Origin of the sequence: Jeotgalicoccus sp. WY2 (genome assembly GCF_018437745.1) — a bacterium.
Classification (GTDB): Bacteria; Bacillota; Bacilli; order Staphylococcales; family Salinicoccaceae; genus Jeotgalicoccus; species Jeotgalicoccus psychrophilus.
The window spans coordinates 1,791,389-1,812,317 of sequence record NZ_CP049818.1 but is presented as its reverse complement, the minus strand read 5'-3'; the positions used below and the strand labels follow the sequence as shown (position 1 = coordinate 1,812,317).

Here is a 20,929-nt window from a genome sequence, read left to right as displayed (position 1 = left end):
TTCGTCGTTTCAAATCCTTTCGTTCTCTCCCCATAAACTCAAACGAAAAGTGCATTGCTGATCCACACCGCCGGGCAATATATACATTCCTTCAGCATCAATCACTTTGTCCGCTTCCACTCTTAAGTTTCTGCCGACCGCTTCTATTTTAGTCCCCTCGATTAAAATATCGCCTTTATATTCATTTTCCGTTGTTACTATAATGCCGTTTTTAATTAATGTTTTCATATGATTTCCCCTTATCAAACCTGCTCTTTTTCTTCTTTATCTTCAATCAGCCAGCGGCGATTTTCTTTACTCTCAAGCGCTTTTTGTTCACGCAGCTCCCGCTCCTGTTTAATCTGCTCCAGTTCAAGTGCCATCGACTTATTTTCAAGCAGATAATTATCCTGCTTTATCTGTTCAAGCTTACGCTGTTCAACCATCTTTCTAATTTCAAGCTTTTGATCACTCTGATTATATCCACGCTTCATTGCATATAAAGGAATACTAACTCCGCCGCCAATCAGCACAAGTGCTGTGAAGAAGAGAAATTCAAAAACGCCCATGTCATCCCTCCGATTTTTCTTAGTTACAGTTTAACATATGAAAGTTGATGATTAAGAGAGACAAAGCCCTATTCAGCTTTGTCTCTCTCTTCTTCAGTTTCTTCAATCAGCCATCTGTTGTCTTCTTTATTCTCGAGTGCCTTCTGCTTTTTCGCATTCTCTTTTTTAATCTTATCCAGTTCAATACGCATTGATTCATTTTCCAGCAAGTAGTTTTCCTGTTTAATTTCTTCCAGTCTTCTCTGTTCTTTCATTTTCTTCAGTTCCATCTTATCATCGCTCTGATTGTATCCTCTGTATATCGCATACAGCGGTATAGTGAACGTTAAAATTACAGCAGCCAGCCCTACAATATCCATATACATATCACCCCTGACTTTGATTTCATTTTACCATAATTAAAAATGAAAAAACCGGGACAGAGATGTCCCGGTTTTACTGTAAATATTATTTTTCCTTATCTCTTGAATCAACATCTTCTTCAAGTGATGCTTCATCTGATACTCTGTTGTAGTCCCTTAAGTATGCAACCTGTTTAATTGAGTGGTTTTCAACTTCCAGCACCTGCCAGCGGTCAAGTTCCGTATCGATATATTCGCCTTCTTCGATGTCAGTATTAATGCTCTGCATCCAGCCGCCAATCGTATCGATATCTTCGCTTTCCTCAAAGGCAATCTTAAAGTCGTCTTCAAGGTCATCAAGCAGTACACGGCCGTTGATATGGTAAATATCATCGTCGACTTTAATGACATCAAGTTCTTCATTTTCATCGAACTCGTCACGGATTTCCCCGACGATTTCTTCAAGAATATCTTCCATTGTAATCATCCCGGCTGTACCGCCGTATTCATCGATAATCAGCGCAATATGCACTCTTTCTCTCTGCATTTTAACCAGTGCGTCACTGATGCGTGATGATTCTGTAATCACCGGAAGTTCATGTATATAATCTCCGGCAGCGACATGTTCATCCGATACGTGATTCGTTAAGTATTCTCTGACGTTAATGAAACCGATGATGTTGTCTTTGTCTCCATTGCTTTCAGTAACAGGATATCTTGTGTAATTGTACTCTTTAATTGTTTCAATAACCTGGTCAACCGTTACCGGTTCTTCCAGTGTAATCATTTGTGTACGCGGCACCATAACGTCTTTTGCCGTACGCTCGTCAAATGAGAATATATTCTGCATGTAAGCAAGTTCTGTCTGGTTAATTTCACCGCTCTGGTAACTTTCAGTCATAATCACTTTAAGTTCTTCTTCCGAGTGCGCTTGTTCTGTCGGCATTTCTTTAATACCAACTAAACGTACAAGTCCTCTTGCTGCACCGTTCATCGTCCAAATAAATGGTTTTAGAACGACACCGAAGAAGTATAACGGGCCGCTTAATGCCATTGACATTTTTTCTGCATACTGAATTGCAACCGTCTTAGGTGCAAGTTCACCAACAACAACGTGAATGAACGTTACAATAATAAATGCTGCTGCGACGGTCGTTACTGTCTGCATTGCATCCGGTACTCCGACGAAATCAAACAGCGGGTGTAAAATAACTTCAAATGTAGATTCCCCGATCCAACCTAAACCTAGTGCTGTTACCGTAATACCCAGCTGACAGGCAGATAAGTAATAGTCCAGGTTGTGAATCATTTTCTCTACACGTATTGCTCTTTTGTCTCCCTGTTCAACCAATGAGTGAATTCTCGACATGCGTGCTTTAACAAATGCAAATTCCGAACCTACAAAAAGCATTGTAAGTACGATTAATAATATAAATAGTAATAAATTAGTTATAGTGGATATATCCAATCAGTCCCCCTCCTGCGGGGTTCACCTCCGATAATTTGTGACCGCCAGGGTCGTTTGTTCATGAAATAGATTTTGCGTTTCGTTACTTAACAGCGTATTCTCTGCAGTTCTTTTCAGATACACCTTCCCAACAGCCGTCACCTCCACTAATTTTGTTAAATTAAGAACATTATATCATATAAAAATCCGTTTTCATAAGGATATATCCATTCTATAAACTTCTTTACAATGCATCTCTGTACCGTCGATATGCTTCTCTGACCGGTCCGTCGTGATCCAGCGCATCTTCGGTGCTGCTGCTCTCGATAATTGTGCCGCCTTCAAGGTAATGCACATAATCAAACCGGTCAAGATGACTGAGGTCGTGCGTTGCCGCAAGCACTGTATCTTTTTGGAATATTTCTTCCCATATCTTATCACGAAGCCGTGTGTTTAAACTGGCTGTCGGCTCATCCAGTATCCACGTATTTTTGTTTTCTATATACATGCGGATCAGATGCATCCGTTTCTTCTCACCAAGTGATAAATACTCCGCCGACGTAATATAATCATCCGCTTTAAAATGCTCCAGTTCAAAGCGTTCAAGCAGTTCATTAATCTGATTTTCTTCAGATTCAAAATGATTAAACATCGTAATGTTTTCTTTGACTGTCGCATTGTAAAAGTCCAGCTGCTGCGGCATAATTCCCGCATCCGACTGCTTAATCAGCTGGTTGAGCAAAGTTGTTTTGCCCGAGCCGCTGCTGCCGATCAGTGCATGTTTCTCGCCCGGTTTAATATCTATATTAATACTGTTAAGTACATCGCGTTTCGTTGAAGGATAGCGGAATGTCATGTTGGATAAGGACAGTGACTGGTGTTTATCTTCCTGCACTGACGCACCTGTATCACTTACCGCTTCAACGCGTGCTTTTACCGCTTTATATTTACTCGCCGGTTTAATGACCGGTATTGCCAGTTCAAAGAAACTCATTAAAAGTAATATAATCATTGGAATTAACAGTGGATAATCGCTGCTGAACAGTACAATAATCAGGAGGATCATTCCGAGCTGAATCAGCAGGCTGACTGTATCAATGACTGCATCGAGTGACGCTTCTTTGTTTTCGTTCTTTGTAATTTTTTTATATGTTGCTTTAATGTTTTCGTTTACCTGTCTGTCTTCTTTTACAACGAACAGGTTCGTAAAGTCATGAATGTAATGATAGAGCTGTGTAAACAATGAATCCTCTACCTTATTTCTTTCATCGTACAGTTTCCCTGATATTCCGCTTATAACCAGCGGCATAATTAATAGTAAGATCAGTACTGATACGAGCAGAAGCACGAGTAACATTGGATCAATTAACAGTGACAGCACTGTCAATATAAGCGAGATAAATACCGCAACGACATACGGATAAATAATCCGGATATAGTAATCTTCAATATCGTCAAAGTAGCTCGTCAGCTTTTGAATGTAGCGCACGCTGTGCGTATCTTCAGTGCTGTTTACCGACTGTTTGAAGTACGACGCTCTTAATCTGCCGATCATTTTAAAGGTCGCATCGTGGCTTAACAGACGCTCCATATACTTCGCAGCACCTTTTGTTAAACCGAACATTTTAATCATCGCAATGATTAATATAATAAGAAAGAACGGCGGTTCAAAGAAACTTAAGCTGATCATATAACCACTCAGACCGAATATCGCCACACCAACGAGACCGCCGATAATACCGAGCACGATACTGTAGAAGATATGCATCTTTTCACCTTTTAAATACATCATACTGTGTCACCTCTTTGCAATTCGCCATTATTTAACACGTAGTGGCTGTCAGCAATCGACAGCAGCTGGCGGCGGTGAATGACTGCAATAATTGCTGATGTTTCTTTCAGCTCCGTTAAATACTTCATCACAAGCTGCTCTGTTTGGGCATCCAGGAACTCTGTCGGTTCATCCATAATAATAATTTCAGGTTTGGAGATTAATACACGCGCCATTTTCAAGCGGACAATTTCCCCGCCCGATAACGGAATATCGTGATTGACAATCGGCGTATAAATGCCCTGTTCCAGATTATCGATACTGTGAGTCAGATTTAATTTGTTCAGTATTTCCATTACTTTCTCTTCTGAATGGCTGTTTCCCGAGACATAGTCATAAATTGTCGTATCCGAGAAATATACCTGGTCAGAGACGTAGCCGATGTCAGTCGTCAGTACATCGAGCGTTCCTGCCGCAGGTTCATGCAGACCTAAGAGTGTGCGGAGCAGTGTCGTTTTCCCTGCCCCGGATTCACCTGTAATTGCCGTCAGTCCGGTTTTACTGAAGTTGAAGTTTGTGTTGTTTAAGAGAATTTTATCGTCGTGACCGACTGTCAGATTCTCTGCCGTTGCAGCCCAGCTGTCAGTTTTACCTCTGTAAGAAGTATTAATTGCCGGTTGCTTAATAATCTCTTCTGCTCTTTCGTAACTGCCGAGGGCCAGTTTTCCGTTATGGAATTCAGTACCGAGTACTTTCAGTGCGTTGTAAAATTCCGGTGCTAAGAGCAGGACGAAAAATGCAGTATAGAATGAAATATTCTGGAATATTATAATACGCAGTGCCACTTCCAATGCTACAAGTCCGATACCTAATATCGTTATAAACTCGAGCATCATCGTCGACTGGAAGGCGTATTTTAAAATATGCATCGTTTCTTTCACAAAACCTTTGTTGACACTCTCCAGTCTCTTAATGACTGTTTCTTTTGAGTTCGTATTTTTTACCGTATCCTTACCGCGGATTAAGTTTAAAAACAACGTTCCGATATTGTCAAAACGCGTTGCCTGTTTGACCGACTCTTCCTGCGTCTGCAGCCCTACCAGCACATAGTACAGCGGAATGAACGGTGCGGTAAATAACAGTATCGCCCCGGCGTAAATATCGATAAAAAATAACGTTGCAATAATAAGCGTCACTTTAATCATCGTTTTAATAATCGTCGGCACAAAAGCTGTTTCGTACGAGCGGTATTCTTCCAGATGCACGTGTAGCGCATTGATCATGCCTTCTGATTCCCGCTGTGTTTTCACATCGATACGGTCGATCAGCTGCCCAGCTTTATGTTCAATCGATTGATTCGCCGACCTCCGTGTATACAAATTGTAAAATTTATCTGTCAGGATAAACAGTATGAAAAACACACTCATATACGTCAGGGACTTTGTAATATTTAAGCCGGTACCCATCACGATGCTTTCCAGTATACGGGACAGATGATGGCCGAATACTATATAGAAAACAACGCTGATTATCGCAAGCGAACTATATAGAACAGCTTGTTTTAAACTTAAGTTCAGTTTCAAATTCTCACCTTCTAGACACAAAAAACGTGAAGAGGCCCCTTCACGTTTTCTGCAAATTTATCCGCCGATGTAGCTCATGTTGATTTTCTTTCTCTTTTGGCGCATTTCTTCTGTAATTTCAGTTCTGATTTCCGAATAACGGTCATCACGTTTGTCCCATACACCCATTAATACTTCTGTCAGTTCCTCGTCTGAGATGCCGTCTCTCATCAATGTTTTAATATCGAAACCGTCAACTGCAAACAGACAGCCGTAGAACTTGCCGTCAGATGACAGTCTTGCTCTCGTACATGTCGAACAGAAGCTTTCCGAGACACTCGTAATAAATCCGAGATAAGAATCAGCAGCATCGTTATGCTTGTACACTTTAGCCACTTCACCGTAATATGACGGGTCTAACGGTTCCAGATCAAATTTTGTCTGCAGTGTTTCAAGTATTTCTTTTTTGCTGACAACCTTATCGAAGTTCCAGCCGTTGTCGTTGCCGACATCCATAAATTCAATGAAGCGCAATGTGACCGGCAGATTTTTAAAGTATCTCGCCATCGGCAGAATTTCCTGCTCGTTTAAGCCTTTTTGCACAACCATGTTGATTTTAATCTGGAAACCGAGTCCGATTGCATACTCAATCTGTTCCAGGATGCGTGACGTGCCGATGCCGCGGTCGTTAATTTTACCGAACAGTTCATCGTCCATTGCGTCAAGACTAATATTAATGCGTCTGAGTCCTGCATCATATAATTTCTGACCGTGTTTTTTAAGCAGCAGTCCGTTCGTTGTTAAACCAATATCTTCAATGCCCTCAATAACATTCAATCTTTCGATTAATTCATGAAGGTCTTTTCTCATCATCGGTTCACCGCCTGTTAAGCGTAACTTCTTCACACCAAGACCTGCGTAAATTCTTGCGAGTCTTTCAATCTCATCAAATGAAAGCAGCTGTTCGCGCTTTAAGAATTCAAAATCATCTCCGAAAATTTCTTTCGGCATGCAGTATCTGCATCTGAAGTTACATTTATCAGTGACCGAGATTCTTAAGTCCCGTATCGGACGGCCAAATTTATCTGTAACTACCTGGGCCATGTAATTCCTCCTTATTTAATATCAGTCTTCCGATTGATATTAACCAGCGTCGTACTATTGAGATTATAAGACTCGATGTTTAAGTAATCGACATCGAGATTCTCGAAAAACGCCTTTAAACTTAACCGTTTCGTCTTCAGCTGACGTTCTACCAGCTCAGCTAAAGTGTCATGCTGATAAACCCCGATGAGCGGATGCTCTCTGTCGTTATCAGTTGTAATTGTCGTCCTGCCTGTTTTCTGTGCTGCTTCTGCCAGTATATCCAGCCAGGCTGAATCAACATAGGGAGTATCACAGGAAATCACCATCAGTGATTCTCCCGGATATTCCTTTGCTGCACGGTACAGTCCGCCGAGCGGGCCGTAATCCGCATACTCCGGATCGTCGACAATCACTTTATAATTATTAAAGCTTGTCTTTAGTTTATCATTTGTATTGATGACAATCCCGTCGATTGCTTGAACATTTTTCAACTTTTGTGCGACATGTTCGTACATCGGTCTGCCGTTTAAAATATAGAGTGACTTATCCTCACCGAAACGGCTCGATTTGCCGCCGGCTAAAATAACTCCAATCATATCAGCCCCCGCTTACCGGTGGAATTAATGCGACAATATCGTCCGATGTAACGACCTCGTCATCTTTGACAAACGCTTCATTTTTAGCAACCTGGAATACTTCGCCGTCCAGTTCAGGATAGTCGACAAAAATATGGTTCTTTAATTCACCGACAGTAATTGAGTCACCGACAAATAAATCGATAGTATCGCTGCCGATTTTTTCTTTTATACTTGCAAATACTTTAATTTCCATTTAGTTTTCCTCCACACTCGGATGATATTTGCGGGAATCGCCGATCCATTCCTGCCCGTCTTCCCATATTTCTTTTTTCCAGATCGGTACGATTTCTTTTAACCGCTCTACTGCATATTCGTTTGCACGGTAGCTGTCTGTACGGTGCGGTGAACTCGTTACAATAACGACTGCGATATCGGAAATTTCAAGTTTGCCGATACGGTGGCCGATTGCTGTAATGACACCAGGCCAGCGTTCAGCAATTTCATCGCCGATTTGAGCAAGCATTTTTTCTGCCATCGGAATATACGCTTCATATTCCAAATGGACTGTACGTGTGCCTTTTGTCCATTCACGGACATGTCCTGTAAATGTGCAGACTGCACCCTGATGTTCATTTACAGTCAGTTTATGATATTTATTTATATCCAGTTCTTCGGATACGACTTCAAACATTTTCATTGCTAATATTGCTCCATTCTTTAAACCAGTTCATTGCATTATCCTTATCATAACGCATATCAAAGCGGTTTAACACATTCGTCAGACCGATTTCATTAATATCTGTATCGCCTGCTGTAAACGAATGTGTGAGTATAATTTTTGAGTAGTTTTCATTTTTGTAGCCTTCAACGAGCACGAAATCCACACCTTCATTTTGAAAGCGCTGAAGCTGAACTGTCAGCGGTTTTTCCGGCTGTTCCAGCATCACTGAATGCCCCGGCATATTGAAGGCCGTATAATCTGCGCCCGCTTCAAAAAATCTGCCGGTATCCGTGCTGTTTTCTACATCTTCCGTAATATGATGGTGCTTAATGATTGCCACAGTATAGCCGTATTGTTTCAATAACTGCACGAAATCGAGAATTAGTGTTGTTTTCCCGGTGTTTTTATAGCCTGCTATCTGTAATGTTTTCATTTACTCCACCCGAAACTGTCTGCACCTGTTGTAACATCGGTCATCATCACTTTGACAGTATCGCCCTTTTCAAATCCGCGCGTACCGCCCGGCAGAACGATGACACCGTTGCTTCGTGCAATCGATGTAACTGCGTTTGATTTATTAAAACCGGACGGACGTGCATAGATTTTTCCTTCTTTGAAAAACAGTTCCGCACGGATAAAGCGTGAAAATGGATTCGCTTTCGTATGATCTTCATCGAGTACCGCATCGATAATCGGTGCGAATGGCAGTGCTGCTGACTGCATTAAGTTCAGCGCAGGACGTGCAAACAATTCAAAACCTGAATAGCACGCTGACGGATTACCGCTTAAACCGAAGAGCAGTTTATCGCCTAATGTACTCACTGTCGTTACACTGCCCGGGCGCATTGCGACTTTGTTGAATAATACTTCTGCGCCGAGTGCATCATAGATTTTCGGCAGCAGGTCGTAATCTCCAACCGAGACGCCGCCTGTTGTAATAATGACATCGACTTCTTCGAGCATTGATTTAATACGCGTATAAAGCGTATCGAAATCATCTGTCTCGAGTTTGTAGTGTTTCCCTGCGATGCCCATCCGTTTCAGCTGGCCCATTACCATCGGTGTATTGGAATTACGGATTTTACCGCGTTCCAGTTCATCTTCAACTTCCAGCAATTCTGTTCCTGTAGATAACACACCTACTGACGGCTGCTTGAACACTTCAACTTCGCTGTAGCCGAAGGTTGCGAGCGTTGCGACAGTACCCGGATTAATCATCGTGCCTTTTTCGACAATGACGTCACCGACTTTACACTCCTCGCCTTTTTGCGCGATATTTTCATTCGCTTTAAACTCACGGCGGATCGTAAAGCCGTCATCAGTTTCTTTCGTCTGTTCGAACATTACTACCGTATCCGCTGACTCCGGAATTTCGGCACCTGTCATAATACGGAATGCTTCATTGTCTTTTAACACGTAATCACTCGAACTGCCGGCCGGCACTTCCTCGACAACTTTGAACGCAACTCTCGTTTCGCCTGAAGCGCCTTTTGAGTGTTTGGAGTTAATCGCAAAACCGTCCATTGCTGATTTAGTAAATAACGGTACATCCGACGTCGCTGTTAAATCTTTCGCCAGCACTCTGCTGTAACTATCCTTGTAGCTGACAGTTTCTGCACCAAGCTCCGTGACATGTTCCATCAGTTTAGCCACTGCATCGTTAACATGAAGCGGTGTTCTGTTTAAAGTCATCTTTATCATCCTCGCTGTATTTAAGTTATTTATCATTTTTTTCTTAATGTCTGATATAATTTGTTTACTTATACTTATTGTACTAAATGGGAGGGTCATTATGTCTAATTTTACGCATTTTAATGAAGAAGGCCGTGCTAAAATGGTCGATATTTCAGATAAAACGGTGACGAAGCGAAGTGCAACGCTGCACAGGCGCTCTTAGATCCCGGAAATATTTACCAGGGAATTACCGAAGGCACTGTTAAAAAAGGTGATGTTCTCGGTGTCGCTCAGGTCTGGCATTATGGCGGCAAAAAATACACATCAATCATTCCGATGTGCCATCCGCTGTCCTTGTCCGGTGTCGATGTATCGTTCCGCTGGGAAACAGAAGGCGCCTACATACTGGTTATTGAAGCAACAGTAAAAACGACCGGCAAAACCGGTTGTTGAAATGGAAGCACTGACGGCGGCAAGCGCCGTTGCACTCACTGTCTACGACATGTGCAAAGCTTTAGATAAAGGCATGATTATTAAAGAAACGAAACTCCTTGAAAAGTCAGGCGGTAAATCCGGCGACTACAAGGCTTAAATATGATTGAATCCGTCTGCTTATTAATATAGGCAGGCGGATTTTTTAGGATGGGTAAAGCGATGGGACGCTTGCCTGGGTCGATTAGTCGTATTTGTCCCAATGTGAGGCGCTCGTTTGGGACGATTAGTCGTACTTGTCCCAATGTGAGGCGCTCGTTGGGTCGATTAATCGTATTTGCCCCAATGTGAGGCGCTCTAGTTCTCTTTATTCAGTTCAAACACTAAGTGATTTAATTCCGGCATCACGAGTTTTTCCATGCCCAGTTTCACTGCACCGCTTGAACCGGGGAGGAAATAATCAGCTGATGGTCATGCGTGCCCGCTGCTGCGCGTGACAGTAAACTGCGTGATCCGATGTCTTCTGTGTAGCTCAGCATACGGAAGAGTTCACCGAAGCCTTCGATTTCCTTATCGAACAGCGGCGTGACCGCTTCAATCGTTACGTCGCGTCTGGCGATGCCCGTGCCGCCTGTCGTTATAACCGCATCCCACCCGCTTCAAGGTGTTTTTTTAACCGCGTTTTGAATCGTTTCAATATCGTCTTTCACGACTTCATAATGTTCATCCGGTACAAAAGCGTTAACTGTTTCTATATAGTCAATGACGAGCTTACCGCCTTTGTCCGTCGTTTTATTACGCGTGTCACTGACTGTCAAACCGCTACTTTAATATCTCTGTCAATTCTGTCCACAATACTCATTCGTATCCGCTCCTAGCCAAATAGTTGGTTGACGATGGTTCGTGCTTTATTAAATTCTCAACGTTATGCATCAGCATTCTGCCATTTGAAAAACTGACGATACGTGTATCCCCGTAATTAAATTCGATAAAATACGGCGTCTTTTTAAATGCAATATCTGCCTGTTCCAGTGTCTCGGTCACGATATTTTCAGTCAGGCGTTCGTCGATGACCTGAATCATATCCCGGCCGCAGAATTTCATCGACTGGACTCGGTTCTGTTAATTTCTGGGTAGTCCTTAGTCTTGCACGTCGGACATGTACTGTCCGTCATATTGCCGAAATCGAACTTCATATAGTCCATATCCCAGACGTTGCCGATATGCATATGGTACGGCGCTGTAAATTGTTCCGTCAGTATTTTAAGTGCTGTCGTCACCTGGTTGCTGACGGCCATATGGACTGCCGGCGAGATAATACCTGCGGTATCGCACGTCAATGTCGTCGTCGCAGAACCGGCGTTAAGCATCTGAAGCATGGTGTTTCACCTGGTACAAAAGCTGCACTTGAGTACGAGCCTTCGACACATGCCGCGTAAATCCACGGAATCTTATATTTAAAAGCCGCGTCGTTTATCATACGTTTTCGAAGTTTATCCGTACCGTCTAACAGGAGGTCCGCATTCTTAGCGACGGACTCAATTAATCCAGCATCGCAGTGTGCGACGTGCACTTCGATATCGATGCTGCTGTTGATTTTCGATAATATCGTAGGCGGCAACAGCTTTCGGTTTTTTAAGTTCCGCATCTTCTTCGTTATATAATGTCTGGCGCTGCAAATTAGTCAGCTCGACATAATCGCGGTCGATTAAAATCAGTTTGCCGACGCCTGCTCTCGCGAGCATTTCAGACGATAAAGACCCGAGCGCTCCGAGGCCGACAATAACTGCCGTTTTTTCTCCGAGTAGCCCCTGCCCCCGCTCGCCGATATTTGAATAAAGCAACTGTCTTGAATATCTGTTATCCATTATTTTCACTCATTAATATATTAAATTTAAGTAAATCATTCTCCTCTGATTTTATCACAGACACCACCTGAAATCATTTTATTGATTTACAATATATGGGCATTCAGACGTATTGTTAAGAAGGTGTAAAGTTCATCTGTAAATTGTATGAATTGTGCTAAAATATAGTTGTTATAAGATTAAGAAATTTACGGAGGGCATATAGATGAAAAAGCTGCTAGTTGTGGATGATGAACCATCAATTTTAACATTACTGAAATTCAACCTGGAACAGAGCGGTTTTGAAGTACTGACTGCTGAGAATGGCAATGATGCACTTGATATCGCAACAACAGAAGACCTGACGTTAATCGTCCTCGATCTCATGCTTCCGGGCATGGACGGCATGGATGTCTGCAAAACACTCAGACAGGAAAAAATTAATACACCTATATTAATGCTGACAGCAAAAGACGATGAGTTCGATAAAATTCTCGGTCTTGAACTGGGGGCCGATGACTATATGACAAAACCGTTCAGTCCGAGAGAAGTCGTCGCGCGCGTTAAAGCTATTCTGCGCCGCACAAACCTCGTTGCCGCTGAAGTTAAAGATGAAGTGATTAAAATCGGGGAACTGGAAATTCATCCGGATAAATATATGGTGATGTTTAAAGGCGAACAGCTCGTCTTAACACCGAAAGAATTCGAACTTCTTCTCTATCTTGCAAATCACCGCGGTAAAGTACTCAGCCGTGATCAGCTCTTAAACGGCGTATGGGATTTCCATTACGACGGCGATACGCGTATTGTTGATGTGCATATCAGTCATCTGCGTGAAAAAATTGAAGCGGATACGAAACAGCCGGTTTATATACGGACGATTCGCGGCTTCGGCTATAAGATGGAAGGACAGGATTAAATGCAGAGACTGTGGCTGAAAATCACAGGATCGTATTTAATATTATCGATAACATTTGTACTGGTGCTGTGGTTTTTTATCAGCTCAATCATTCAAAATACATATACAGATATGACAAAAGACCATCTGATTGAAAACGCTCAGCTGATTTCTGAAGTTATTACGCTCGGCGGACTTGATGAAGACCGTGAAACGCTCGATGAATGGACGAGTCATTTTAATGAAGAGATTACGCTCCGTTATACGATTATTGCGAGAGATGGGACTGTGATTGCCGATTCTGAAAGTGATATTGAATCGATGGATAATCATCTTAACCGGCCGGAGATTGATGCGGTACTCGTGAAAAATCAAGAGCTCGGCGAGTCGGTCCGCCTGAGTGATACGCGGGATATGTCGATGATGTACGTGGCGATTCCCGTCGAAGCTGACGGCGAGCTTATCGGTGCAGTGAGAACTTCTGTGTCGACCCAGTCGATAGATAACGCCATCAGCGCTATCTGGACTACACTGAGTGCGATACTGTTCCATTTTACTCGTTTCCGTTATATCGGCGGCGCTGTTAAGCTACAATATTACGAAGCCGATTAACAGAGTGATTAATGTCACAAAAAGGCTGCAGAATAAAGATTACAGTGCGCGAATTAATGCAGACTATTCCGGTGAAATCGGTAATTTAAATACATCCGTTAATGCGCTCGCTGCAAGTCTGCAGGCGCATGTTAATGAAATAGAAGAAAGCGAAAAGCAGTTAAACAGTATTCTGTCGAACCTCGTGAGCGGCGTTGTGCTGATTGACGATAAAGGTAAAGTCGACCTTACGAATCATGCGACAGAACGCTTTTTATCGAAACACACTTCAAAAATTGACGGCAAGGAATACACATACGTATTCGGACCCCTCGGTATCGATCATTTAATCGAAACTGTTATTGAAGACAATGTGAAGCGGCACGACGAGGCGCATATTTACTTCCCGGAAGAACGTATTCTTGACGTGCATATTGCGCCGTACTACAGTCAGGGCTGGCAGCAGCGCGGGGCGATTATCGTGCTGCATGACATTACTGATATTAGGCGCTTAGAGAAAATGCGCAGTGAATTCGTTGCGAACGTGTCGCACGAGCTGAAGACACCGATTACTTCGGTGAAAGGCTTTGCTGAAACCTTGCTGAGCGGCGATGTACCAGATGAAGCGACAGCCAAGCAGTTTATGCAGATTATTTACGATGAAAGCGAGCGCTTAAACCGGTTAATTACGGATCTGCTCGAGCTGTCGAAAATTGAAAAGCAAGCAATGCCGCTGAATATTACCGAAGTCAACTTGAATGAAATTATTGGCAACTCCACGCAGACGATTTCTAAATTTGCACGCGATAAAAATATTACGCTGCATCTGCCGAGTGATGAAAACCCAATCTATGTTGAAGCAGATGAAGACCGGCTTGGGCAGATTGTGCTGAACCTGGTCGCAAACGCCGTCAACTATACTTCGGACAATGGCGATATTTATATCGACGCTGAAGAACGCTCATCGAAAGTTGTGCTGACGGTGCGCGATACCGGAATGGGCATTCCGGAAGAAGCCCTCGACCGACTGTTTGAACGATTCTACCGGGTCGACAAAGCACGGAGCCGCCACTCAGGCGGAACGGGACTGGGCCTCGCCATTGTTAAACACTTAGTCGAATCCCACGAGGGTAAGATATACGTAAAAAGTGTGGAAGGTGTTGGCTCCACGTTTACAGTCGAACTGCCGAAAACGCAGGGATAATATAGTTAGATTAGGCCGGGTGCAGAAAATGCGCCCGTTTTTTTGTTGTTGCGGATGGGGGTCAGCTGTTCTCCTCTGCTCGTGAGACGATGTTGCAGGCAGAGGAGATCGCTGCTGTGCATTATGGACTTCACAATGACGGGATAAACCCGCTACTCCGTCATTGTCAAAGTCACAGTGACGAGATAAACCCGCTACTCCGTCATTGTCAAAGTCACAGTGACGAGAAAACCTCCTACCCCGTCATTGTCAAAGTCACAATGACGAGATAAACCTCCTACCCTGTCATTGTCAAAGTCACAGTGACGAGATAAACCTCCTACCCCGTCATTGTCAAAGTCACAATGACGAGATAAACCTCCTACCCCGTCATTGTCAAAGTCACAATGACGAGATAAACCTCCTACCCCGTCATTGTCAAAGTCACAATGACGAGATAAACCTCCTACCCCGTCATTGTCAAAGTCACAGTGACGAGATAAACCTTCTACCCCGTCATTGTCCAAACTACAGTGACCCGTCAGTCTGAAAATCATATTTCTCCCCTAAAAACAACAAAACCCGCTCACATGAGCGGGTTTTCCGATTTACATCCTACCTGAACGGGGTAAACAGCAGGTTGTTTTCCAGATGCAGGAGAGTCATTATATTATCTTCGTTTTCTTCCAGTTTCTTCATTACAAAGACGTTTAATGGTTCGTTGCTGTCGACCGGCGTATAGCCGTTTGTCAGCGAGCGAATCTGCTTGAACCAGTTGACGATGTTTTTGTGTTCATCCAACAGTCTTGTAATGTGCGGTTTCAATGCTTCATATGCCGCGTCGCTGTTTTCTTCGTAGTACGTCAGCAGAAGCGGATACACGTCTGACTGTTCCGTTTCAATATGAACCGTCATTTCCCGGTAAATATTATAGAAGAGTTCGGCTACTTTATCGTATTCAACTTCTTTTTTATATTTCTTACTAAGTTTTTCAACGTAATCATTTAATACCGGCAGTTCATCCAGCAGATCTTCGTAATATTTACGTTCGATATATTTAATAATACTCGTCTGATCCATATAAGAAATATCGATGCCTTCGATACGTTCCTTCGACTGCATTCAGTTCAAAATAAGTTTTCAAGATAAAGCTGCCTTTTTATGCGATTAAGTCTTATCACCGTGATTCACAAAATCAATATCGATTTCGCGGAATACGCCTGCCGAAGATGGCACTTTAAATAAAATATCTTTTAATTTCATCGTTTCATTTATATTTGACATGTTGAATCCTCCTCGTCTATTCTTTATATTCATACCATTATTTGAAAATTTTTAAACCTTGATACCGTTTAATTCTTTATTGCCCAGGGTATTGTATAATTAATCTAAACAGCATTTATATGGAGGTCAGTCCCAGTGAACAAAAATTTAAAAATGTTAGCCACAATTATACCATTGATTGCAGTTCCCTTATTTAATGAACGTAAAAAGATAACGAAGCATCCCGATGTGCAAAAGCTCGGCGCAGTTTCAAATTCAGTATATACACGCGTGAAAGACAGCAGTAAAGATGCTGCATCAAGTGCGTATCAATCGACGAAGAATACTGCGCAGACTATCGGTACGAAAGTAAGCAATACGCTCGAGGAACGCAGTTATAACAAAGAAGTTAAAAGTTATCAGAAGAGCCTCGATCAGGAAGAGTCTCTGGAAAAACATTTTGAAAAAGATAAAGAAGCACATAAAGAAAAACGCATATCTGATAATGACGATAAAAGCCGTTCTTCTTTCGTGCCGAAAATCTTTAAATCCCACCAGGAAAAATCTGCTGAGGATATCGAAGATGGCATGACGGTTTCCGATGAACTGATGTCTTCTGATGAACCGACACCGGACATTAACACAGATAAATTAACAGAACCTGATAATCAGGAACCCGATTACGGTGAAATGTACATGTTTGATGATATTGAAGAAGAAACGGAAGAAGCAGAAAATACCTTCCAGGATGACAAAGTTCAGAACGAACTGGTACCATATACAGGTAACGCAATTCAAACTATTGAAAGCAGTGAAAAAATGACAAACATCCAGGAAATTAATGAAGAAAAAGTACTCAATGATACTGAATTCACAAGAAATTCCAATGATCTGCAGGACGAGTCTTTACCACTTCGCCAGCAGCACAAAAACATTTTAGATCCACGCAGTGCAGCTCGCGATAAGCATGTTGCAGAAAAGAAAAAAGAAAAAGAAGAGCTAAGAAACAGCAACAGCTTATTCAACAAACACCGCCGTATGAACTTTGAACATGCAAACAAGCGTAAACGTGTTGTTACAGACGGCAGTGCATACGTTAAAGACCAGTCGATTAAAAACTACGAAGAGTTAATGTTTAATAAATAAGTTTAACAGCATAGGAGCTAACTGTATGAGCGTTAAAAAAATCACCGTATTCTGCGGTGCAAAAACCGGCAAAAACGAGAACTATGAAAAAGCAGCTTACAAGCTTGGAGCTGATGCTGCAAAGAAAAAATTAACCGTCGTTTACGGCGGCGGCGCGACCGGCCTGATGGGCGCAGTCGCAAATGGCGCTTTAGCTGAAAACGGCGAAGTTACCGGCGTTATTCCCCAGTTCCTTGTCGACCGTGAAGTCGCTCATCCCGGTGTAAAAGATATGCGTATCGTACAGTCTATGCACCAGCGTAAGCTCGAGCTTGAGTCCGAAGGTGATGCGATTATTATGATGCCGGGCGGTGCAGGCACGCTTGAAGAGTTCTTTGAAGTCTTCACCTGGGGTCAGCTCGGTCTGCATGAAAAACCCATCGGCATATTAAACGTCGACGGCTACTTCGATACTTTAAAAATGGTCATCGATAAATCAATTGAAGAAGGCTTTTTAGAAGAACGTTATCTGGATATGCTGTTCATCAGCGATAATCTAAACGATATTCTGGAAGGCTTTGAATCATATGTCCCTGTTAAAGTGAGAACTTACGAAGATTTAAAATAATATGCCAAAACAAAAAGAGCACGGATTCAAAATTACAATTTGAATCTGCGCTCTTTTTGTGTGGATTTTTTAAACAGTACATGCTGTTTTAGAGAATGCCCGTCCATAATATCAGGATGGTCAAAAGTTTTCACCGGCTCCATACCGATTTTCTCCATAATATTTATCGATGGAATATTCCGTACCGCCGTATAAGCATATACTTCTTTAATGTCCGTCTGGCGTTCTACGAACTTCAACACCCCGCGGGCGGCTTCCGTCGCAAATCCCTGGTTCCAGTGTTTCTTTTGAAGCCGCCACCCTATTTCAATGCAGGGCAGGAAGTCAAAATCCAGACTGTCATCTGCTTCCAGCACGTGAATGCCCGTAAAGCCGATAAATTCATTCGTATCTTTCCGTTCCACCGCAAACAGACCAAAGCCTCTGTCGACGATGCACTTTTGAGCAACGCGTGCATATTCAACAGATTCTTCCGGTGAGGCAATTGATGGAAAATAGCGTCTGACATCCGGATCCTGATTCATTCTTATAAATGTTTTTAAGTCGCTTTCCTGCCAGTCGCGCAAAATCAGACGTTTTGTCTTAATATACTTCATTTTATTTCAGACCTATCTATTAAAGTTCTGATTCATTTTTAATTGGCACATCGCGGCGTATATAACTGATTAAACGCACGGTAAACTCTTGGTTTTCTAAATCGTAGTCTTCAAGATTTTTCTTTTGTTATCAGTCGTTACGACCGCATCGATTAGATCGACTGTATGCTTCATTTTAAACGTAATGGTAAAAGCTTCAAACCCCTGTTCCGGCGCCGGTTTTTTCACGACAACACGATTAATTGAACCGTGGACATCTTCAAATTCACCGCCGGCAGCTGACTCGAGTTCTCTAGCCAGTTCCATAAGCGTCATCTTTTTACCTTCGATTAAATAAAATTTCTCTTCATGCATCATTAAAACTCCTTTACTCTTCGTTTTCTGGCTCTTCTTGTTCTTCTGTTTCTTCTTCAGGCTGCTGGTTTTCTTCGAATTCTTTTTCAAGTGCTTCCAGCTCTGATTCTTTTGCATCAACATTTTGCTGGAGTGCTTCATTGTCACCCTGCAGTGTATTAATCTGATCTTCCAGCTCTGTAATTTCCGTATTGATATTCTCTAAATCTTTTTCTGCCTGAGTTGCCTCACCGCTGCACGCCGCAAGTCCCAGTACGAGTATTAACATCATCAGTTTTTTCATATTCACCTATAGTTTATCTTACCCAATATTATACCATTCATATGTATTTTTTAAATTTATAGAAAAGAACCCGGCAAAAATATGCCGGGTTCCTTAAGCTTTTACTATTCTTCAATTGTTACCTGATCAAGGTGATAAATACCTTGTGCATCAACCCAGAAGCCTTGAACGTTAGAGTTCATACCTGTTAAGTAGTTCTGATGGTGAATGTATGCCATTGGCGCTGCTTCAACCAGCTGTTCCTGAAGTTCAGAGTAGATTTGCAGACGTGCTTCTTCGTCTGTTTCACGACGTCCCGCTTCAAGTAATTCATCCACTTTATCGTCTGATAAGAATGAACGGTTACCTGGGTCACCATGCATTGATGAGTGGAATAACGGATAAGTTCCATAGTCCGCGTCACCTGTTACAGTAGACCATCCAAGAACGAACATGTCGTGGTTACCAGCTGCTGTTTCTTCTAAGTACGCGCCCCACTCCATTTGCTGAACTTCAAGGTTAATACCAATTTCCTGAAGTGATTCCTGCAAGTAGATTGCAGTGTTAACACGTTCTGGTGAATCATTAGTCAGAATTGATATATCGAATCCATCTTCGTGTCCTGCTTCAGCCATTAATTCTTTTGCACGTTCGATATCGTAAGAGATACCTTCAACGTTTTCATCGTAACCGAATACACCTGGAGCAAGCGGCCCGTTAGCAGGAATACCTACGCCGTCGTATACACCGTTAATGATTTCTTCACGGTCGATTGCATAAGAAATTGCCTGACGTACTAAAGGATCGTTTAATGGTTCTTTTTCAGTGTTATAACCGATGTAAGAAAGTGACATTGACTCTGTTTCGTCAAGTGTAGTGTCTGCACCGTTTGCAATGCGGTCGGCATTGCTTGATTCAACTGCGCCGGCAACGTGTGAAGTTCCCGCTTCGATTTCAGCAATACGTGAAGCAGTTTCAGGAACTACTTTAAACGTTACTGTATCAAGTGTTGCAGCTTCACCGAAGTAATCATCATTGCGCTCAAGCACAACCTGTTCACCTGGTGTACGTTCTTGTAATTTGAATACGCCTGTTCCTACTGGATTTTCTGTAACATACTGACCAAGGTCAGATGAAATTGCATCCTGAACTTCTTCAGCGTCGCCGCTGTCGCGTAATTCGTAGTACTCGTCTGCTGTCATCTCTTCACCTGCAGCATCAAGCGCCTGCTGGTAGTCTTGATCGATAACATCTTTACTGATCATTCCGCCGCCATCATGCGCAAGGTGTGCAAGTAATGGTGCGAATGGATATTCCGTCGTAATTTCAACTGTGAACTCATCTACAGCTTCAACATCAGTAATCATTTCGTATAAGAACATACGAGGTGATGCCATAGCCGGGTCAAGTACGCGGTTAAGGTTTGCAACAACAACTTCCGCATTGAAAGGTGTGCCGTCATGGAATGTAACATCATCACGGAGAGTAAAGCTCCATGTTGTGTCATCTACCGGTTCCCATTCTGTCGCAAGACCGGGTTCCACTTCCATATCTTCATTCAGGACAGTCAGTCCATTGTATAAATTGTAACGAACGTTTGATGATGGTACATCGTTATTACCATGCGGGTCCATTGATACGATGTCACTCATTTCAGAGATAACAAGGTCCTGGCTCCCAGCCGGTGTACCTTCTGCTGCGCCGTCTTCACTTTCAGGCTCAACGTCGCTGTCGCTTGTACAAGCTGCCAGTACTAATGTGAACATCAGCACTAAACTTAAAGTAAGCAGTTGTTTAAGGCTCTTCATTATGTATTTCCCCCTCAAATAATTTTAAATTTTAGAACTATTTAAAATCCTAAAATTTCACTCTTATAATATTACCGTAAAACAATTTTTCTTACAAGGTTGAATTTTGAAAATATTAACAATATAATAATTTGCTGTTAAATTATCAATCCTCAGCCTTTTCTCACTATATCATGGACTTTATTCAAAATAAAGCGCTTTCAATAAATTTTTA

At 42.4% G+C, this 20,929-nt stretch carries 24 protein-coding genes and 3 pseudogenes; 6 read left to right on the top strand and 21 right to left on the bottom strand.

What is annotated here, in order from left to right; translation table 11 throughout:
- Positions 1–9: 9 nt before the first annotated feature.
- From G4D76_RS10575 to glp, 12 genes are all read right to left on the bottom strand, one after another.
- Positions 10–228, bottom strand: coding sequence for a hypothetical protein (locus tag G4D76_RS10575; protein WP_213809849.1), 219 nt, complete (start codon positions 226–228; stop codon positions 10–12).
- 14 nt (positions 229–242) lie between these two features.
- Positions 243–548, bottom strand: a complete 306-nt coding sequence (locus tag G4D76_RS10570) for a hypothetical protein (RefSeq protein WP_213809848.1) — start codon at positions 546–548, stop codon at positions 243–245.
- A gap of 68 nt (positions 549–616) precedes the next feature.
- Positions 617–907, bottom strand: coding sequence for a hypothetical protein (locus G4D76_RS10565; protein ID WP_250129939.1), 291 nt, complete (start codon positions 905–907; stop codon positions 617–619).
- A gap of 88 nt (positions 908–995) precedes the next feature.
- Positions 996–2,357, bottom strand: a complete 1,362-nt coding sequence (locus G4D76_RS10560; RefSeq protein ID WP_213809846.1) for a hemolysin family protein — start codon at positions 2,355–2,357, stop codon at positions 996–998.
- Positions 2,358–2,580: 223 nt separating this feature from the next.
- Complete coding sequence (locus tag G4D76_RS10555; RefSeq protein WP_213809845.1) at positions 2,581–4,128, bottom strand: ATP-binding cassette domain-containing protein; 1,548 nt, start codon at positions 4,126–4,128, stop codon at positions 2,581–2,583.
- Entirely contained in the window at positions 4,125–5,690 is a 1,566-nt protein-coding gene (locus tag G4D76_RS10550; protein ID WP_213809844.1) for an ATP-binding cassette domain-containing protein, read from the bottom strand. Before G4D76_RS10550 ends, G4D76_RS10555 begins: the two co-directional genes overlap by 4 nt.
- A gap of 57 nt (positions 5,691–5,747) precedes the next feature.
- A complete protein-coding gene (gene moaA / locus G4D76_RS10545; protein WP_213809843.1) occupies positions 5,748–6,773 on the bottom strand; it encodes a GTP 3',8-cyclase MoaA in 1,026 nt (341 codons plus the stop codon).
- Between the two features lie 11 nt (positions 6,774–6,784).
- Entirely contained in the window at positions 6,785–7,351 is a 567-nt protein-coding gene (locus G4D76_RS10540; RefSeq protein WP_213809842.1) for a molybdenum cofactor guanylyltransferase, read from the bottom strand.
- Between the two features lies 1 nt (position 7,352).
- Positions 7,353–7,586: a MoaD/ThiS family protein gene (locus tag G4D76_RS10535; RefSeq protein WP_026858768.1), complete on the bottom strand. Its 234-nt coding sequence runs from the start codon at positions 7,584–7,586 to the stop codon at positions 7,353–7,355.
- The gene (locus G4D76_RS10530) at positions 7,587–8,030 is read right to left on the bottom strand and encodes a molybdenum cofactor biosynthesis protein MoaE (RefSeq protein ID WP_213809841.1); all 444 of its coding nucleotides are present in this window, start codon (positions 8,028–8,030) and stop codon (positions 7,587–7,589) included.
- A complete protein-coding gene (gene mobB / locus G4D76_RS10525) occupies positions 8,017–8,487 on the bottom strand; it encodes a molybdopterin-guanine dinucleotide biosynthesis protein B (protein ID WP_213809840.1) in 471 nt (156 codons plus the stop codon). The genes G4D76_RS10530 and mobB overlap by 14 nt, the downstream gene beginning before the upstream one ends.
- On the bottom strand, positions 8,484–9,746 hold the full coding sequence (gene glp, locus G4D76_RS10520) for a molybdopterin molybdotransferase MoeA (RefSeq protein ID WP_213809839.1): 1,263 nt from the start codon (positions 9,744–9,746) through the stop codon (positions 8,484–8,486). The genes mobB and glp overlap by 4 nt, the downstream gene beginning before the upstream one ends.
- Before the next feature lie 100 nt (positions 9,747–9,846).
- Between glp and moaC the strand changes: the two are divergent.
- Positions 9,847–10,320, top strand: a pseudogene (gene moaC / locus G4D76_RS10515) (cyclic pyranopterin monophosphate synthase MoaC).
- A gap of 197 nt (positions 10,321–10,517) precedes the next feature.
- On the opposite strand, the pseudogene G4D76_RS10510 reads toward moaC, so the two are convergent.
- The 4 genes and pseudogenes from G4D76_RS10510 to G4D76_RS17010 form a co-directional block, all read right to left on the bottom strand.
- Positions 10,518–11,022 (bottom strand): annotated as a pseudogene (locus G4D76_RS10510) (molybdenum cofactor biosynthesis protein B).
- Entirely contained in the window at positions 11,019–11,264 is a 246-nt protein-coding gene (locus G4D76_RS10505) for a hypothetical protein (RefSeq protein WP_213809838.1), read from the bottom strand. Before G4D76_RS10505 ends, G4D76_RS10510 begins: the two are co-directional and overlap by 4 nt.
- Positions 11,261–11,539 carry a hypothetical protein gene (locus G4D76_RS10500; RefSeq protein ID WP_213809837.1) on the bottom strand — a complete coding sequence of 93 codons (279 nt, stop codon included), beginning with the start codon at positions 11,537–11,539 and terminating at the stop codon, positions 11,261–11,263. Before G4D76_RS10500 ends, G4D76_RS10505 begins: the two co-directional genes overlap by 4 nt.
- Positions 11,497–12,028, bottom strand: a pseudogene (locus tag G4D76_RS17010) (ThiF family adenylyltransferase). The gene G4D76_RS10500 and the pseudogene G4D76_RS17010 overlap by 43 nt, the downstream one beginning before the upstream one ends.
- A gap of 205 nt (positions 12,029–12,233) precedes the next feature.
- Between G4D76_RS17010 and G4D76_RS10485 the strand changes: the two are divergent.
- The 3 genes from G4D76_RS10485 to pnpS are packed head-to-tail and all read left to right on the top strand — an operon-like array spanning position 12,234 to position 14,700.
- Positions 12,234–12,926, top strand: a complete 693-nt coding sequence (locus tag G4D76_RS10485) for a response regulator transcription factor (protein ID WP_026858775.1) — start codon at positions 12,234–12,236, stop codon at positions 12,924–12,926.
- On the top strand, positions 12,927–13,517 hold the full coding sequence (locus G4D76_RS15270) for a hypothetical protein (RefSeq protein WP_250129938.1): 591 nt from the start codon (positions 12,927–12,929) through the stop codon (positions 13,515–13,517).
- Positions 13,441–14,700 (top strand): two-component system histidine kinase PnpS, encoded by a 1,260-nt coding sequence (gene pnpS / locus G4D76_RS10480; RefSeq protein ID WP_250129937.1) that lies wholly within the window; start codon positions 13,441–13,443, stop codon positions 14,698–14,700. The genes G4D76_RS15270 and pnpS overlap by 77 nt, the downstream gene beginning before the upstream one ends.
- 594 nt (positions 14,701–15,294) lie before the next feature.
- Here the strand turns inward: pnpS and G4D76_RS10475 are convergent.
- Positions 15,295–15,801, bottom strand: a complete 507-nt coding sequence (locus G4D76_RS10475; RefSeq protein WP_213809834.1) for a hemerythrin domain-containing protein — start codon at positions 15,799–15,801, stop codon at positions 15,295–15,297.
- A 297-nt stretch (positions 15,802–16,098) separates the two neighbouring features.
- On the opposite strand from G4D76_RS10475, the gene G4D76_RS10470 reads away from it, so the two are divergent.
- A complete protein-coding gene (locus tag G4D76_RS10470) occupies positions 16,099–17,088 on the top strand; it encodes a hypothetical protein (RefSeq protein ID WP_026858778.1) in 990 nt (329 codons plus the stop codon).
- Positions 17,089–17,113: 25 nt separating this feature from the next.
- On the top strand, positions 17,114–17,695 hold the full coding sequence (locus G4D76_RS10465) for an LOG family protein (protein WP_213809833.1): 582 nt from the start codon (positions 17,114–17,116) through the stop codon (positions 17,693–17,695).
- A gap of 32 nt (positions 17,696–17,727) precedes the next feature.
- Here the strand turns inward: G4D76_RS10465 and G4D76_RS10460 are convergent, their stop codons facing one another.
- The 4 genes from G4D76_RS10460 to G4D76_RS10445 form a co-directional block, all read right to left on the bottom strand.
- Positions 17,728–18,291, bottom strand: a complete 564-nt coding sequence (locus G4D76_RS10460) for a GNAT family N-acetyltransferase (protein ID WP_213809832.1) — start codon at positions 18,289–18,291, stop codon at positions 17,728–17,730.
- Positions 18,292–18,387: 96 nt separating this feature from the next.
- On the bottom strand, positions 18,388–18,648 hold the full coding sequence (locus G4D76_RS10455) for a hypothetical protein (RefSeq protein ID WP_213809831.1): 261 nt from the start codon (positions 18,646–18,648) through the stop codon (positions 18,388–18,390).
- 10 nt (positions 18,649–18,658) lie between these two features.
- Entirely contained in the window at positions 18,659–18,928 is a 270-nt protein-coding gene (locus G4D76_RS10450) for a hypothetical protein (RefSeq protein WP_026858782.1), read from the bottom strand.
- A 104-nt stretch (positions 18,929–19,032) separates the two neighbouring features.
- Positions 19,033–20,715, bottom strand: coding sequence for a glutathione ABC transporter substrate-binding protein (locus tag G4D76_RS10445; protein ID WP_213809830.1), 1,683 nt, complete (start codon positions 20,713–20,715; stop codon positions 19,033–19,035).
- Between the last annotated feature and the right edge of the window lie 214 nt (positions 20,716–20,929).